This is a genomic window from Pseudoselenomonas ruminantium, from assembly GCF_900142515.1.
GTDB lineage: Bacteria > Bacillota > Negativicutes > Selenomonadales > Selenomonadaceae > Selenomonas_A > Selenomonas_A ruminantium_D.
In genome coordinates this window covers 112106-129407 of record NZ_FRBC01000001.1, presented here as the reverse complement: position 1 = coordinate 129407, position 17302 = coordinate 112106, and the positions used below count along the sequence as shown (strand labels likewise).

General features: G+C 51.2%; 12 protein-coding genes and 1 tRNA gene. 2 read left to right on the top strand and 11 right to left on the bottom strand.

Annotated elements, in window-relative coordinates; genetic code table 11:
* Positions 1-169: 169 nt before the first annotated feature.
* The 10 genes from BUB68_RS00515 to lepA form a co-directional block, all read right to left on the bottom strand.
* Positions 170-1315 (bottom strand): mannitol-1-phosphate 5-dehydrogenase, encoded by a 1146-nt coding sequence (locus tag BUB68_RS00515; protein ID WP_073087880.1) that lies wholly within the window; start codon positions 1313-1315, stop codon positions 170-172.
* Between the two features lie 88 nt (positions 1316-1403).
* Positions 1404-3302: a PTS mannitol transporter subunit IICBA gene (locus tag BUB68_RS00510; protein ID WP_073087879.1), complete on the bottom strand. Its 1899-nt coding sequence runs from the start codon at positions 3300-3302 to the stop codon at positions 1404-1406.
* Between the two features lie 3 nt (positions 3303-3305).
* The gene (locus BUB68_RS00505; protein ID WP_073087878.1) at positions 3306-5411 is read right to left on the bottom strand and encodes a BglG family transcription antiterminator; all 2106 of its coding nucleotides are present in this window, start codon (positions 5409-5411) and stop codon (positions 3306-3308) included.
* A gap of 199 nt (positions 5412-5610) precedes the next feature.
* Entirely contained in the window at positions 5611-7440 is a 1830-nt protein-coding gene (gene glmS, locus BUB68_RS00500; RefSeq protein WP_073087877.1) for a glutamine--fructose-6-phosphate transaminase (isomerizing), read from the bottom strand.
* Positions 7441-7840: 400 nt separating this feature from the next.
* Positions 7841-8668 carry a thioredoxin domain-containing protein gene (locus tag BUB68_RS00495; RefSeq protein WP_073087876.1) on the bottom strand — a complete coding sequence of 276 codons (828 nt, stop codon included), beginning with the start codon at positions 8666-8668 and terminating at the stop codon, positions 7841-7843.
* Between the two features lie 352 nt (positions 8669-9020).
* Positions 9021-9105: transfer RNA gene (locus BUB68_RS00490), tRNA-Leu, on the bottom strand.
* A gap of 45 nt (positions 9106-9150) precedes the next feature.
* The gene (locus BUB68_RS00485) at positions 9151-10113 is read right to left on the bottom strand and encodes a serine hydrolase (protein ID WP_081371789.1); all 963 of its coding nucleotides are present in this window, start codon (positions 10111-10113) and stop codon (positions 9151-9153) included.
* 18 nt (positions 10114-10131) lie between these two features.
* On the bottom strand, positions 10132-11058 hold the full coding sequence (locus tag BUB68_RS00480) for a polysaccharide deacetylase family protein (RefSeq protein WP_073087874.1): 927 nt from the start codon (positions 11056-11058) through the stop codon (positions 10132-10134).
* An 82-nt stretch (positions 11059-11140) separates the two neighbouring features.
* Positions 11141-12280 carry a radical SAM family heme chaperone HemW gene (gene hemW, locus BUB68_RS00475; protein ID WP_073087873.1) on the bottom strand — a complete coding sequence of 380 codons (1140 nt, stop codon included), beginning with the start codon at positions 12278-12280 and terminating at the stop codon, positions 11141-11143.
* Between the two features lie 20 nt (positions 12281-12300).
* Complete coding sequence (lepA, locus tag BUB68_RS00470) at positions 12301-14097, bottom strand: translation elongation factor 4 (protein ID WP_041914535.1); 1797 nt, start codon at positions 14095-14097, stop codon at positions 12301-12303.
* 163 nt (positions 14098-14260) lie between these two features.
* On the opposite strand from lepA, the gene rpsT reads away from it, so the two are divergent.
* Together rpsT and BUB68_RS00460 are read left to right on the top strand one after the other, a co-directional pair.
* Positions 14261-14527: a 30S ribosomal protein S20 gene (gene rpsT, locus BUB68_RS00465; RefSeq protein ID WP_014423776.1), complete on the top strand. Its 267-nt coding sequence runs from the start codon at positions 14261-14263 to the stop codon at positions 14525-14527.
* Between the two features lie 126 nt (positions 14528-14653).
* On the top strand, positions 14654-15406 hold the full coding sequence (locus BUB68_RS00460; protein WP_073087872.1) for a DeoR/GlpR family DNA-binding transcription regulator: 753 nt from the start codon (positions 14654-14656) through the stop codon (positions 15404-15406).
* 51 nt (positions 15407-15457) lie between these two features.
* On the opposite strand, the gene BUB68_RS00455 is transcribed toward BUB68_RS00460, so the two are convergent.
* The gene (locus tag BUB68_RS00455; protein ID WP_073087871.1) at positions 15458-17164 is read right to left on the bottom strand and encodes a methyl-accepting chemotaxis protein; all 1707 of its coding nucleotides are present in this window, start codon (positions 17162-17164) and stop codon (positions 15458-15460) included.
* Positions 17165-17302: the final 138 nt, after the last annotated feature.

The window sequence follows — 17302 nt, the reverse complement described above, 5'->3', positions numbered from 1 at the left end:
CACATTGACAGACCTAATTATACAAAAAGTCCCCGCCCAGCACAAGATGCACGAAAGCGGAGAACTTTATCCATGCAATTTGCATAGAAATCCCCCTCTGCCATCAGTTCAGCATAGAGGGGGATTTCTTCCAGATTTCACTAAGCCCGTCCCGGCCTGTTGTATGCGTTCAGAATCCCGCTGTCTTATTCTCCACCATGCGGAAGAGTTCGGATTCTTCGGGAATCTGAGTGTAGTTCAGGATGGTCTTATGCAGGCCTTTTTCCTGGATGGTATCCTGCACTTCCTGCGCTTCTTTGTCACCGGCGTAGTCGAAATGGAAAGCGGCACCGATGACGGTGGCGAGGGCCGCAGGTTTCTGTCCCTGGGCCAGCAGCTGGGATGCCGGGCTTACGAGTCTGTCCTTCGCGCCTAATTTGCGCTTGGGGCCACGGGCCACGCGCGTTACTTCGTCGCTCAGATGCGGATTGCGGAAGCGATTCTCGGTGGTCTTGATGTATTCCTCATGCTTCTGCGGATCAAAACCAAATTTGCGCACGAGCAGGTCACCGGTTTCCTGCCAAACCTTTCTTGCCATATCCACGATGCTCTTGTCCTGCATAGCGCTGTAGATATCCTTGATGCCCTTGCGATAGGCCAGATAGGCAATGGACGCATGGCCCGTATTGACGGTGAAGAGTTTGCGCTCGATATAAGCTTCGAGGTTCTCCACCCAGGTGAGGCCTTCAATCTGCGGCGGTTCGCCCTTGGCCTGCGTCACATTGGCATCCCATTCAGCGTAGGGTTCCACCTGTACGAGCAGGGGATCATCGTTTTTCTGCAGGGGCACGATCCGGTCTACAGCCGCATCGGGGAAGCCGATATAATGGGCCACAGCCTCTTTGGCTTCCTCGGGCAGATTTTCCTCCACAAAACCTTTGAGCACCGTGGAGCCGCCCACCATGTTCTCGCAGGCGATGACATTGAGGGGCTGCCGGTTATGCTTAACCCTTTCTGCCAGGCCTGCGGCCAGGTTCGGGGCAATGAATTTCAGGATATTAGGGCCGATGGCCGTGGTGATGATATCGGCTTCGCCAATGGCCTTGATGAGTTCTTCCGGATGCTCGGCGCTATTGATGGCCCGCACATGTTCCACATGGATGATTTCCGGTTGGTCGCCCACAATCTTGATATCGTAAGCGCGGCGCTCATTGATGAGATCCACCAGTTCCTTATTCACGTCAACGAAGGTTACCTCATAACCAGAACGGACTAAAAGTTCCCCGATAAAACCTCTGCCGATATTACCTGCACCAAAATGAATTGCCTTTTTCATGATATTTACCTCCAAAATCCGTCAAAAAAATTGTCCCTTTTCCGCAGGATAGACTCCTGCCAGGAAAAGGGACATGTTTATTTATCTGTCAGTTTGCCAACGCAAAGCGCTCGTAGAGAACATTTGCGTCTTTTGTCTTGTAGAGCTGTTCCAGCTCCTCATCACTGCATTCATCCATGGTGGCTGCAATATTGGCCAGAATGGAGAGATGGTCGTTATCCTTGCCCGCAATACCCACGAGGATATGGGCCGTTTCCTTGCCAAACTTGATGCCTTCCGGATACTGGAGCACCACGATACCGGACTGGCGGATGGAATCCTTGACGGCGGCTTCACCATGGGGAATGGCAATGCCCTTGCCCACATAGGTGCTGATATCGGCTTCGCGCTTGAGCATACCGTCGATATAGCTTTCCTCCACGAAACCTGCCTGAACCAGCGCCCTGCCAGCGGCGGTGATGGCATCTTCCTTGCTGACGCTCTTGAGCCCCAGCTGGATATTGCTAAGGTCGAGCACATGCTTTTCCCGGGAACCGGTCTGCCCAGCGGCCATCACGCCATCCATTTTATTGGCGGACAGGCGCTCGATGATCTGTTCATAGACATCATTCTGGGTGAAGTTGCGCACGAGGATATGTTCAGCTTGCGGAGAGTCTTCAATGGCTCTCTGTGCCAGCTTCTCATGAGTGACCACAATCTGTGCCTCTTTTGGGATATTGCCGATGGCTGCATTGGTGACGGAGATTTCCGTGTAACCTGCCGCCCGCAGTTTCTTGCGCAGGCTGGCGGCGCCCAAAGCACTGGAGCCCATGCCCGCATCGCAGGCATAAACGATATTCCTGAGTTCACTGCCGCTGATATGTACGGCACTTACGGCCAGCTGACCGCGCTGCTTGCGCTGCTGCATAGCTTCCTTGGCCTCAGCCAGGGATTCACCGCTCTCTTCACTGGCGGAAACCTTCACGAATACAGAAGCTACCGCACAGGAAACCACCGTGGCTACGAGGAAGTCAGCCATATTGGCGATAAAGGCACCTTTCGGCGTCATGGCCAGCACAGCGAGGATGGACCCCGGAGAAGACGGGGCAATCAGGCCGCCGTCAAACAGCTGCAGCGTGGCTACACCTGCCATGCCGCCAGCAATCACGGCAATCAGGAGTACCGGCTTCATGAGTACATAGGGGAAATAGATTTCATGGATACCGCCTAAGAGATGGATAATCATGGCACCAGGTGTGGAATCTTTTGCCATCCCCTTGCCGAAGAACCAGTAAGCCAGCAGCACGCCAAGACCGGGGCCCGGATTTGCTTCAAGCAGGAAGAACATGGATTTGCCAAATTCCTCTGCCTGCTGGATTCCCAGCGGCGAGAGCACACCATGATTGATGGCATTGTTCAGGAACAAGATCTTCGCCGGTTCGATGATGATGGAAGCCAGTGGCAACAGCCCTACGGCCACAATGCCTTCCACACCAGCCCGCAGCACGCCGTTGGCGGCGAGTACCACGGGGCCTACGCCCACATAGGCCAGCACGGCGAGGATACCGCCCATGATGCCTGCCGAGAAGTTGTTGATCAGCATCTCAAAGCCCGTCGGAATGGCATTTTCAATGGCCTTGTCAAACTTCTTGATCAGGTAGCCGGCCAGCGGGCCCATAATCATGGCGCCCAGGAACATGGGAATATCGGCACCGGCGATAACGCCGGAAGTCGCGATAGCCCCCAATACGCCGCCGCGATGGCTGTAGATGGCTGCACCGCCGCTATAGCCCAGGAGCAAGGGAATCAGCCATTTGCTCATGGGGCCGCCGACCTGTGCCAGGTATTCATTGGGCAGCCAGCCCGTGGGTATAAAGAGTGCCGTTAACAGGCCCCAGGCGATGAACGCCCCGATATTCGGCAGAACCATGCCGGACAAGAACCGGCCAAATTTCTGCATGGCTTCCTGAAAGTTGAAGCCCTTGGCAGAAGCTGTCGCTGTACTCATGGATTACCCCTCCATCAATTCCTTGTATTTCTTGGCATGAAATTCCTGGAATATGCGGACCAATTCCTCGTGAATCAGCCGCTTGTTCCCTTCATGCAACACTTCGATAAAGCCCCACCGCTCCAAAAGGATGGCGGATATATAACCAATTGTCTCTAATTCATACGCACTGCATTCCTTCGGTGCCACCATCACCGCCGCCGTGCGGATCCGCTCCGTCGGTTCAGCGGGATAGAAGAAGAATTCTCCCATATGCACAATGCCAAAGTGAATGCTCTTTACCTGCTGGCTGCGGCAGTGCAGGAGTATCATATGATTGCCGCTGACTGCCGTGCTCCCCTTGTCTTCCCGGGCCAGCAAGTCCCGGGTGATAGACGCCGCCACGGCCTTGTCGCCGCTGATCTGCCTGCCCGCCAACCGGGCAACCCCCTGCACCGTCATGGACTCTGCATCTTCCACGAAGAAGAAACCATCCAGCAGGGTAAGGATGCTCTGCTCATAAGCAGTCATGATGCGCAGGGCCTCCACAAAGGGAAGCTTCCGGACCGCCTGCGGCTGACTCTCCACCACTTTTTCCCCACTCGCATCCAGCAGGGCATCAATCTTTTCCTGATCGTCAGGACTCAGCAGCGCGCTTACCACCACCACCGGCAGCGGCATATGCCGGACCGGCACGGTGGCAATGATGAAATCAGCCTCGTGGCTGGCGAAGTATTCTGGCGTGAGCTGCAATGTCGATACCATATCATGGACGATAAGGTTATCATACATCTGCCGCAGACGGCTGGCCAGCAGGCGGCTCGTCCCCATGCCCGTAGGACAGGCCACGATGACCCGCCGCTCCAGCTTTTTGAGCGTCTGGGTATCATTGAGCGCCGCCCCGAGATGCATGGCGATGTAAGCGATTTCCTCTTCCGGGAAAACGACTTCCAATTCCTGCTCAATTTCCTTCACCGAACCAGCCGCCAGCTGCATCAGTTCCGGATACTCCTGATTCATCTCTCCCAGCAGGGGATTGCGAATCGGCATCCCCATTTTCAGCCTGCTGATGGACGGGCCCAAATGATTGACCAGCCCCGTCAGCAAAGCAGAATTGCGATATAATTTCTGACCACTGAGCCGCTCTGCCGCGCCCATGATCGCCTTGGCCATGCGCACCAAATGGAAATTGTCCAGTGATGCGGGCATGCCCTGCGGCTGGTAACGGCTGCGGGCTCCCAGGATATGCATGGCGATATAGCCTGTTTCTGCCGTATTGATTTCAATGGCAAATTCCTGCGCTATTCGCTTCCCCAGCTCCCTTGCCAATGCAAATTCCCGTTTTTGCTGCAATTCCTGCAGCACTTCCAGCGCCAGGTTGATGGGCTCATGACGGCGGATACGCTGTACTGCCAGTGCCAGATGCACCAACAGCCCCACAAATGCCTGGTCGGAAAGTTTTTCCTTCAGACCCTTTTCGGTCTGGCGGATCAAGCGTTCCAAACGCTGGATGATTTCTTTATCTACCAGTTCCAGTAGGTATGAGGAAGCCTTGTCTGCTGCCTGCTCATCTTCTGTGAGATTCGCCTGCACCAGCTGCAAGAGCTGTGCCTCACCTACATGTTCATAAATATACGTTACGATTGCCTGCCGGATATCCTGTTCCCGGCCCTCGATATAGACACCCAGCCCCGGCTTGCGGACAAGTTTCAGCCCATGTCCCTTAAACCAGCCTTCCAATTTGTCCAAGTCGTTGCTGATGGTGCCATCGGTCACGCCTAAGAGTGAGGCGAGAGCAAAGAGCTTTACCGGCTCTTGATTGGGAAGCAGCTGGCTCACGATAATCGAGCGCCGCTCCTCCGGAGAAAAAGTCCTGTCATTCACCTGCCCCAAAAATTCCTTGAGCGAAGCCTTGGCCTCGGCACCGCCGTCAATATGATAACCTGTCCCCTTCTTTTTGTTCAGGTTCAGGCCGTATGATTTCAGTGCTTCTGCCACGGCTGGCAGTTCCCGGGAAACCGTCTTCGTGCTGACCCCCAGCTTCTCTGCCAGTTCTGCCGCACTCTGCCCACCGGATTTCCCTTCGGTCAGCATTTTAAGTATTGCTGTCGTTCGCTCACGCAGATTCATCTTCACTTTGCCTCCTATGATCACTCAGAAGCGCATCGAAACCGATTTACCTTTCCTCTTGTTTCGATGGTTTTATTATAAGGTTTATTCCAATTTTACACAAGTCAAAGACATTCAATCCTGTCCCGGACAAAAATGGACAAAAATAAAGAATTGGCCAATCAGGCTTTCACCTGATTGGCCAATTCTGACAAACAAATTATTCAACTGTAACAGATTTTGCAAGGTTACGGGGTTTATCCACATCGCAGCCACGGGTAATGGCGGCATAATATGCCAGCAGCTGCAACGGAACAACGGTGAGGATGGGGATAACCAGCTCATCCGTCTCGGGAACCTTCATCACATGGTCAACATATTTTTCCAGTTCCTCGTCACCTTCGGTAGCGATACCGATAACCACGGCATCACGCGCCTTGACTTCCTTGATGTTGGAAAGAGTCTTTTCATAGACACTCTTCTGGGTAGCCAGAGCGATGACCGGCACGCCTTCCACGATCAGAGCCAGCGTACCATGCTTGAGTTCACCGGCAGCATAAGCCTCGGCATGGATATAGGAGATTTCCTTGAGTTTCAAAGAACCTTCCAGTGCCACATGATAGTCAAGGCCACGGCCAATGTAGAACACATCATCATTGAAGCCATAACGTTTCGCAAAGGTCTTCAGCGGTTCCACATCAGACAGCGTTTCGCTGATCTGCGCCGGAATCTTCTGGAGCTGTGCGATAAGCTCTGCCACGCGTTCAGCCGCAACCGTCTTCTTGATTTCAGCCATGTAGAGGGCCAACATGAAGAACAGCACGATCTGCGTCGTGTAAGCCTTCGTGGAAGCCACAGCGATTTCCGGGCCAGCCCAGGTGTAGAGCACCTGATCCGCTTCGCGGGCGATGGAAGAACCAACCACATTAGTGATGGCCAGAGTCTTGGCACCGAGACGCTTGGATTCTTTCATGGCTGCCAGCGTATCACTGGTTTCGCCGGACTGGGAAACTGCGATGAACAGCGTGTTCTCATCCACGATGGGTTCACGATAACGGAATTCGGAAGCAACGTCCACTTCCACCACCGTGCGAGCCAGTTTCTCGATATAGTACTTGCCCACCATGCCAGCATGATAAGCCGTGCCGCAGGCCACGATATAAATCTTGTTGAAGGAGTTCAGATAGTCCGCATCCCATTTGAGCTCGTCCATCACGATGGACTTGCCATCCTTGGAGATGCGCTGGCTCATGGTGTCACGCACAGCCTTCGGCTGTTCATGGATTTCCTTGAGCATGAAGTGCTCATAGCCACCCTTTTCGGCAGCTTCCGCATTCCAGTTGACCTCGAAGATCTTCTTGGTCACAGGCTCGCCCTGACGGTTGGAAATCTTGATGCTGTCCTTCGTGAGTACAGCCAGTTCGCCATCGTTCAGGATGTAAGTGCGGCGGGTGCGCTGGATGATCGCGGGGATATCGGAAGCGATGAAGTTCTCACCTTCGCCCACACCGATGACCAACGGGTTGTCCTGCTTGGTCGCAATCAACGTGCCCGGATGCTTGCTGCTCATAAACACCAGCGAGTAAGAGCCTTCAATCCGGCGCAGCACTTCGCGGACAGAAGCCACGAAATCACCGTTGTAGACTTCTTCGAGCAGATGAGCCACTACTTCCGTATCCGTCTCGGACTTGAAGTTATGACCTTTCTCGATCAGGTCTTCCTTCAGAGACAGGTAGTTTTCGATGATGCCGTTGTGAACTACCACGAAATCCCCGGAGCAATCCGTATGGGGATGGGAGTTCTTGTCAGACGGACGGCCATGGGTTGCCCAACGGGTATGACCGATACCCATCGTGCCCTTGAGCTCATGACCTTTGAGCTTGTCGCGCAGAGCTGCGAGTCTGCCTACGCTCTTCTCCACGCCGATCTTCGCTCCGTCAAAGACAGCAATACCAGCGGAGTCATAACCACGATACTCCAATTTGGCCAGACCTTCGAGCAGGAAGCCTGCTGCCTCTTTGTCACCGACATAACCTACGATACCACACATAATAGTACCTCCTATGAAATTGTTGTACTATCCTGCTGCGCTCTCCCCTGACTTGTCCCCCACCTCACAATGGGTCTTTCATCAGGTTCTATCGGCTGAGCTAACCGGAAGGCATCCGCTGACGTTTCGACAACCTTCTCCTCGTCTTCCTCAAAGCATACGCTCCGCCTTGAGGAACTTGCGCTAGAACTTACGTCCTTTTCATACACCAGAACAACAGGACTATTCTTTTCTGGATTTCTTCTTACTATGTGCTTTTCTTAACAAAGCACCTGTTTATTGTAACCGATAGGAGACAATAAGTCAATATTTTCTCCCCCGTTATACATAAGGAGCACCGAGAAGCACACAGCTTCTCGGTGCTCTGTTCATCTGAGACGTTTACAACCATTCCAACTTATTACAGATGCTTCCACGCTCTGGTACGCAGAAAAGTCAACAAGGCATCAGTTTCCCATTTGAAAATAGAAGTACCTTGATTATCCACCTTTTCAAATACATCTGTACCCCAATTTCTTTCATATTCGCCATTCCAGGCATCATGCATATCTGCACTATTACGTTTCATATGGTCCCATGGTACAAAGAACTTAGGAGTATCATAATAGCGCTGGCTAGAATAAGGAGTTGCCTCATTCAAATCATACAATACGAGCAAATTTGACTCTGGCTTATAATCAAAAGTTATCCCCATAAGCCCATCTTCCGACAACATCTGATAAGCCCCACCTACACCGCTTGTATTTCTAGTAATGAAGAATACAGCATTACCGATAGGCGAACGCAAACTGCTATCGTGATTATAAGCCATAATGTCATCAACCACTGCAGGACATACACTTGTTATCCTCTCCAATATACGTTCATCTATATAATCAATGTCTCTAAGATTACTCATTGCTGTTGAAACATCACAAGAATTTGCCTCCTCGTGACGTTTCTTAAATTTCAATGTTGCAACTTTTCCCTGTGCTATATCTATTAGCACGTGCCATTCAGCTATCGTTTTATTATTCTTAAAAACTACTGCCTTTGTTTTTATATCCAAATATTTACGCCCATTATATTCCGTGGCTTTAATTGCAGATGCATCTAAAAAAAATTCAAGCTTCGGAGTCCAAGTCATTTTTACCCAATTCTCATTTTTTTCTGCCGCCCCGCAGTTCCCAAACAGACATGCCACACAAAGAACGCATACCATAACGCTCCATAGCCATTTCTTTTGCATTTCGATTCTCCTCTCCGACCTCACATTCCCGTACACACGTACATTCTATCACTCAGGGGGGGCATGTCAATGATACTTACTTGGTTATGAAAGTTTAGCTTCTGACGAATGGCGGAGTACTTCTGCAAGTGGAGCGTTTGACATTAAGCGTTAAGAAATAGTTTTTGCTCCACCTATAAACTAAGCGGAAAAGGCCTACTGTTTGAACGCAGTGAGTTTAGGCATTTTCCGCTTAATCAAAGGGCAAAAACTATTTTAGCTTAATGTCTCAGCGCAGCGGCAGGAGTACTCCACGCTTCGCCAGCCACGCACTAAAAAGCGGCAGCCAACCAGCTGCCGCCAAAATATCAAGTGGTGCGGATGAAGGGGGTCGAACCCATACGCCTTGCGGCACTGGATCCTAAATCCAGCGCGTCTGCCAGTTCCGCCACATCCGCAAAAACAAGAAACATTTTATCACAGAAGATTTGTTATGTCAAATTTCAGTTCTCGATCGTACTTGCATAATACTTCGCCAGTTTCTGCATTTTGTCGATAGTATCCACCCGGCCTTCTGTCCCATTGTTCAGGATAACCAGAATGAAATCCTCATTCTGACCGAAGAAAACGCCGCCATCGGCATAAACGCCGGTAACTTCACCAGTCTTATGCGCAATCACATACTCTGGCAGAGCAGACCCCAAGCACTCCTTATCATGCTGCTGTTTCAGGATATCCAGCATGATTTCGTCTTCCTCAGGCCCCACCAGCTGATGATAATAAAGCCTCGTCAGCAAATGGCCCAGATCCCGCACGGAAGAAAGATTCTTCCGCCCGCCATTGCCGATCATCATCTTATGGGCGAGCACGGTATCCGTATAGCCGTACTGCGCCAGATATTGATTGATGCTCTTCATGCCCCCCAGCCGGTCAATCAGGAGGTTCGTCGCCGTATTGTCACTATCGGTTATCATCACCGTCAGCAGCTGCAATACCGTGCGCTGCTGGCCGGCATCATACCAGGTAAGGACACCGGCACCACCTACCACATCCTTTTTCCGGATTGTGATCTTATCCGTCAGGTTCAGTTTGCCATCATGAACATCCTGCATGGTTTTCGCCATGACAAAAAGCTTGATGATACTGGCCGGTGACAATTGCCGCTGGTTGTAAAGAAAAGGTTCCATTTCCCGATCCGGACGCAAGAAATAAACAGACATCTGATTCACACTGTCACCAATGATACGGGCAGTATTCGCCTGCAAGTCTGCTTCATCAGCCGCCCGATCAACACGTATGAAATTTTTCTTCTGCGGGGTAGCAGCTGCCTGTGCAGCCAGGCCCCCCTCGTCATGCTGCATCCACAAAGCCGCAGATACAATGCCACCAACCTCGAGAACAACTACCACACAGAAAAATGTAAATATCCGCTTGAACGTCACGGAGTCCCGAACCTTCCTTTTCATTATCAGTTACCTAAAACATCACCAGGGCTGGGGAGTTATGGGCGTTACCACGCCAAAGCGGTATCCCTTTGCCTTAAGATTCTCGATGATCCCCGGCAGAGCCCGCACCGTTTCCTCCTTGCCACCGTTGCAGTGCATGAGTACCAATGCCATATTATCCTTGAGATGTCCCTGCGTCCGCCTATCCACATAGCCAATCTGCTGGGCAGCATTAGGATGCTTGGGAGTCGCATCTTCGGTGAGCACATTCCAGTCATGCTCCACATACCCCAAAAGGTTCAATGCATCATAATAATCCCCGGAAAACATTCCCACCGTACCGCCGGGAGCACGGATGATAAAAGGACGTACCCCCAGGATATTCATGATCACATCATCCGTCTGTTCCATTTCCGCAATGAAATTTTCCTTATTGGCATAGAGCCGGCGATAATCATGGTCATAACTATGATTGCCAATCGCATGTCCTTCCGCAAAAATCCGTTTGAGCACATCCGGATTTTCCTCTGCCATGCTTCCCAATACATAGAAGGTGCCATGAATCCCATATGCCTTCAACACATCCAGGATAGCCGGCGTATTTTTGGCATCAGGCCCGTCATCAAAAGTCAGATAAGCCACCTTCTCTGCCGTATAACGCGGTAAAGCCGGCAGCATGGTCGGCAAGCCCTTTTCCTGACGTTGCTTTAACGTATAACGGTCATAAACAGGCTTGTCCAGGCTAATATTATCATAAGTAAGATTGCTGTAATCCCCTTTTGCCAGCGTATAGGCATCCGATTCTACGCCCGGCTCTTCCCCTGCCGTGCTGCCAGCGGTTTCCGTTACTGCCGCCGGCTGATCTAACGCCTTCACCTTCGACTGCCAGGCAATACCTGCCGCCGAACCTAATACCACTGCCCCCAACAAGACCCCCACGATTTTAGTCAAGCCTTCTTTATTCACCCTTCAGCGCCCCCAATAAAAATTCTTTCTTCCCTAATACCTAACCATTATAACCCCAAAATTCCAATTTTGCCACCGTTAATCAATCGAAAATAAATGCTTCAAAAACCACATTGCCGTATTTAAAACCTTTTTCCGTCAGACGGCATCCATTTTCATCAACAGACAGCAACCCCTGCTCTGACATTTTCGCCATGCTTTTCCCATATACAGCATGCAGGGAAGTCTTGAATTTATCTGCAAATGCCCTGCCGGAAAGCCCCTCTGCTGTCCGCAAGGCCAAAAAAGCAAACTCTTCCATGGCATGTTCTCTGGTAGCTTCTTCCTCCATCTGCCAGATTTCATGGTTCTGCCTTATGCCGGCAATATAGGCCGCCAAATCCGTCACCGCAGCATAGCGCTTCCCATCCAGATAAGAGTGCGCTGCTGCTCCCAGCCCCAGATAGGGAACATCATGCCAATAGCTCAGATTATGGCGGCTCTCGAACCCCTTGGGCGCAAAATTGGATACCTCATAACGTTGATACCCCAGTTCCGGCAATCTATGGGTCATATAATCATACATGGCCTCAGCCTCATCCTCTGACGGCAAATTCAGTTTGCCCATCTCTGCCATACGGGCAAAAGCCGTGCCTTCCTCCAGTTGCAAGCCATATATGGAAAGATGCCGTACGGCCAATTCATCAGCCTGCCCTACACTTTCCTGCAAATCAGACAAGCTTTGCCCAGGCAGGCCATACATCAGATCCACGCTGATATTGGCAAACCCCGCCTTCTGTGCCATGCGCACCACCGTGCAGGCTTCTTCTCCGGTATGAATCCGACCGATTTTTTTCAGCAGCTTATCGCTGAAACTCTGCACACCAAAGCTCAGCCGATTCACCCCCTGTTTCTTCAGCAGCTGCAGATATCCTTCGTCCACCGTGCCGGGATTGCATTCCACCGTGAATTCATCTATATCTTTGCCAATATATTCCGCCACAGCCTGCAAAACCTTTGCCATACCTTCCTGTGGCAGTGCGGTTGGCGTGCCTCCGCCAATATAGATTGTCGCAGGCGTGCCCCACTTTTGCCGATAAGAAAAGCCCTGTATCTCAATCTGTTGACACAGGGCTTCCACATAAGCTTCCATCAGGCTTTCCTTCCCAGCATAGGAGGGAAAGTCACAATAGAAACATTTTTGCCGGCAAAAGGGAATATGGATATAAACTCCCCATTGCATCTTATTACTTCCTTATATAATCAGTCAATCTTCAAGATGGCCATAAAGGCTTCCTGCGGCACTTCCACCGAGCCAACTGCCTTCATGCGCTTCTTGCCTTCCTTCTGCTTCTCCAGCAGCTTGCGCTTACGGGAGATATCGCCACCGTAGCACTTGGCGAGAACGTCCTTGCGCCGTGCCCGGACGTTCTCACGGGCGATGACCTTGGAGCCGATGGCTGCCTGGATGGGAATCTCAAACATCTGCTGCGGGATGATTTCCTTGAGCTTGGACGCCAGCTGACGGCCACGGCTCTGGGCTCTGTCCTTATGCACGATGGTCGAGAGCGCATCCACGGGATCGCCGTTCAGCAGGATATCCACCTTCACGAGCTTGGACTCCTGATAATCGGCCAGCTCATAATCCAGCGAAGCATAACCCTTGGTCGCAGATTTCAAACGGTCAAAATAGTCAAAGATGATCTCATTGAGCGGGATATGATACGTGATCATGACACGGTTGGTGTCGAGATAATCCATGTTCTTGAACACACCGCGCTTGTCCTGCGAAATCTCCATGACGGCACCCACGAAATCATTGGGCACGATTACCGTCGCTTTCACGAAAGGTTCTTCGATATGCTCGATTTCCGTCTGCGGCGGCAGTTCCGCCGGATTGCTGACATTGAGCACCGAACCATCCGTCTTGAACACATGGTAGATAACCGAAGGTGCCGTGGTGATGAGCTTCAGATGGTATTCGCGTTCCAGACGCTCCTGGATGACATCCATATGCAGGAGCCCCAGGAAGCCGCAACGGAAACCAAAGCCCAAAGCCACAGAGGTTTCCGGCTCGAAGACCAGCGCTGCATCATTGATCTGCATCTTTTCCAGCGCGTCCTTGAGGTTGTCATAATCAGAACTTTCCACCGGGTAAAGACCACAGTAAACCATCGGCGTCACGCCACGGTAACCGGGCAGCGGCTCTGCCGCCGGCTTATCAGCAAACGTGATGGTATCACCCACCCGCACATCGCGGACATCTTTCAGGGAGCCTGCCACAAAGCCAACTTCGCCCATATTGAGCTCACCCACATCCACGGGCTGGGGCTTGAAGCAGCCCACATCCGTGACTTCAAAGGTCTTGCCTGTTGCCATCATCTTGAGGCGCATGCCCTTCTTGATTTTCCCCTGCTTGACGCGCACATGGGCGATAACGCCTTTGTAGGAATCAAAGAAGGAGTCAAAGATCAATGCCTGCAGGGGGGCATTCTCGTCTCCTTCCGGTGCCGGAATCCGTTCGACGATGGCATCGAGAATCTCTTCGATACCAATGCCTGTCTTAGCTGAAGCCAAAACCGCATCCGTGGCATCAAGGCCGATGGAGTTCTCGATCTCTTCCTTCACGCGGTCGGGATCTGCGCTGGGCAGATCGATCTTATTGATGACCGGCACGATTTCCAGATCATTTTCAAGGGCCATATAGACATTGGCCAAAGTCTGGGCCTCTACGCCCTGCGCCGCATCCACGACAAGGAGCGCCCCTTCACAGGCCGCCAGACTGCGGGAAACCTCATAGGTGAAGTCCACATGGCCCGGGGTGTCGATGAGGTTGAGCTGATACATCTCCCCATCCTTGCCCTTGTAATCAAGGCGCACGGTCTGAGCCTTGATGGTGATGCCGCGTTCCCGCTCCAGGTCCATATTATCGAGAACCTGCGCTTCCATTTCGCGCTGCGTCAGCGTACCGGTATATTCTATCAAGCGGTCCGCAATGGTGGATTTGCCATGGTCGATATGGGCAATGATCGAGAAATTGCGGATATTCTTGTTCTGCATGGTCATTTTCCTTTCGCACTTCTTTCCATATACTAGCCATTATAACGCATTTTCCCCCTCCCCTGCAAGAAATATAGTCGGCACAGAGCAAAAAACTATTGCTTTTTAGATAAGGGCGTGCTAAAATAGCTAGGTAACGAATCATTTGAGGGGGGTGAACTACTTGCCGAATATTAAAGCATCTATTCTTAGTGTAAAATCTGACGCTAAGCGCCGTGCGAAGAACGCTGCTGAGAAGTCCCGTGTACGCACTGCTTCCCGTCGTGTTCTCGACGCTGTTGAGGCTGGAAATGCTGAAGAAGCTAAATCCCTCCTCACGGCTGCTTGCAAGACTATCGACATGGCTGCAGCTAACCACGTGTTCCACAAGAACTGTGCAGCTCGCAAAAAGTCCCGTCTGGCTCGCAAAGTGAACGCACTCGCTAAGTAATTTTCTCAGATGAGATAGAAAAAAGCCGTCCGCAAGGGCGGTTTTTTTGTTGCCTTTCTTCTTTCATTTGAAATACCTGCCGATTATGATATACTTACCTTAAAGAACACGACAGGGGATGATTTTATGCATATTCGCCATAGCAAGCTTCTGAGCCTGGTCAATCAGCATAACCGCATTGCGGTGACGGAGCTGGCCAGGGCTTTGGATGTTTCCGAGGTGACCATCCGCAAGGATCTGAATATATTGGAGAAAAAGGGCCTGCTGCGCCGTGAGCATGGCTATGCCCGACTGACCACCAGTGATGATGTGGGCAATCATCTGTCCTTCAATTATGAGGCAAAGCTGCGCATTGCCCGCCGGGCTGCGGAGAGTGTGCACAATGGGGAGACCATCATGATTGAGTCCGGCAGCTGCTGTGCCCTGCTGGCTGAAGAAATAGCCGCTAACCGCCGGGATGTGACCATCATTACCAACTCAGCTTTCATTGCAGATTATATCCGCAAATACAATCAGGTTCGGGTAATCCTGCTTGGAGGCGAATATCAAAAAGAGTCCCAGGTTATGGTAGGCCCTATGATCCGCAGCTGTGTACGGGATTTTTACGTAAGCAAGTTCTTCGTCGGCACAGATGGCTTGAACGAATTAGGCTTCATGTCTAATGATTTGATGCGTGCTGAAGCAGCACGCTCGATGGCAGAACGTGCTGAGCAGACCATCGTGCTGACGGAATCCAGCAAATTCAAAACCCACGGTACTGTGAAATTACTGCCCTTCGACAAGGTCAGTGCGCTCTACACAGATGATCTGGCCAGCAACGATATCATAACCCAGCTGCATGCCCAGGGAATCCATATCTATCCAGTGGGCACACCATAAAAAGAACGGGTCACCTTCCCTTCACGGAAAGTGACCCGTTTGTTATCTTATTTAGAATCTGAAATGCGACAGGGCTGCCTGCTGGCTCTGTGCCAACGAAGCCAGCGCATCACTGGCAGAAGCGATCTCTTCTGCAGAAGCAGACTGTTCTTCAGTGGCAGCAGATACGGCTTGCATTTCACTGGCTACCTTACCACTGTAGCTGTTGATTTCATTCATATCAGCAGCGATATCATTGGTGGCATCAGCCGTTGCATGGATAGCATCCGTCACATGGCTGATTTCACCGGATACCCCGATCACCAGCTGATTGATCTCTTCAAACATAGTACGCAGGGACTCTACGCTATGAGCACCTTCCACCACAGCAGCTTTGCCGGAGCGCATAGCAGATACCGCATTTTCCGTGTCTGCCTGAATTTCCTTTATCAGGCCAGCAATCTTTTCAGCAGATTCCTTAGACTCCTGCGCCAGTTTCCCTACTTCCTCAGCCACTACCGTAAAGCCGCGGCCATGCTCACCGGCACGGGCAGCTTCAATTGCCGCGTTAAGGGCCAACAGGTTGGTCTGTTCAGCAATTCCCGTCATGGTATCAACAATCTCACCAATTTGTTTGGAACGTTCGCCTAAGCGGTCTACCATCTTGGCCGAAGCCGTAACGGTTTCCTCTACATCCTTGATCTGGCGGACAGATGCATCAATGGACTGATTCCCGTCCTCTGCACGCTTAGCGACCATAGAGGAATTTTCTTCAACCTGAGCCGATTTCTGGCGGATTTCCTCAATAGAGGCTTCTGCGCTCTGCACAGCCTCATTGCTGTTCATCACAGCCTGCTGCTGATGTTCCACAGATTCCACCACTTCAGATGCGGACTGTGCTACCTGAGTAGCGGCCTGAGCAGCCTGACCAGCACTGGCAGTAAGTTCTTCCGAAGAAGCCGCCAGCTGTTCAGAGGATTCACTGACCTTGCGCATCAGATCATTGAGTTCCTTACGCATCCCCTGCAATGCTGCTTCCATCTGCCCCAGTTCATCACCACGGGGTTCATAGTTATAATTAAGTCTGAAGTCCCCATCTTTCATGCGATTGCATTCCTGCACCATCCCCTCCAGAGTCGTCATGATATCCCGGATGATGAAGTAGGCAATTCCTCCCAACAACAAGAAACACACCAGAGTCGTCACGATCATCATATACATCTCATGCGCATTCTCATTCATCACATCTTCATTCAACTGCTCCGCATTGTCGTTGGCAACCTTTTCCAACGCAATCAGACTCCTGAGCAGGTCCTGGGTGACACCAGCTTCCACGCCTTTATAATAGGCCCAGGCTTCCTGCGTTTTACCGGCATCTGCCAGGCTCTGCGCTTCCAAAATGCCCAGCTTGTAATCGGCCCAAAGCTTTTCTGTATTGGGGATTTCTGCCGCAGCGTTATCCGCCCGCATTCCCAACTCCTTGTACTTAGGCCAGGTTTCTTCATAACTGTTTATGGCTTCCTGGATAGAAGCCTTGATCTGAGCATCTTTAGGATCAAGGATATGTTTGACAATACGCACCTGAATCATGCGCATGTAATTGATTTCATTTCCCAACATACGCATAGCTTTGAGCTTGCGATTGAACATATTGTCCATATCGTCACCAGCATCACTCATTGCATCATATCCCGAAAAGCTGATGATAGCCATGCCCAACAGGCCAATTATCACCAACAACAAAATCTTAGCCCCAATCCGAATGTCCTTCAATCTCATTTCCTCACTTGCCTTTCTACGTTGGCCGTTTCCCGACGGCCGCTCGATTCTTACTTACATCTTTCGTTTTCCCAAACGCTTCCTTACCATATCACATATTTAGGACTTTTGCACTATAAAAACCTACCCGAAAACGAC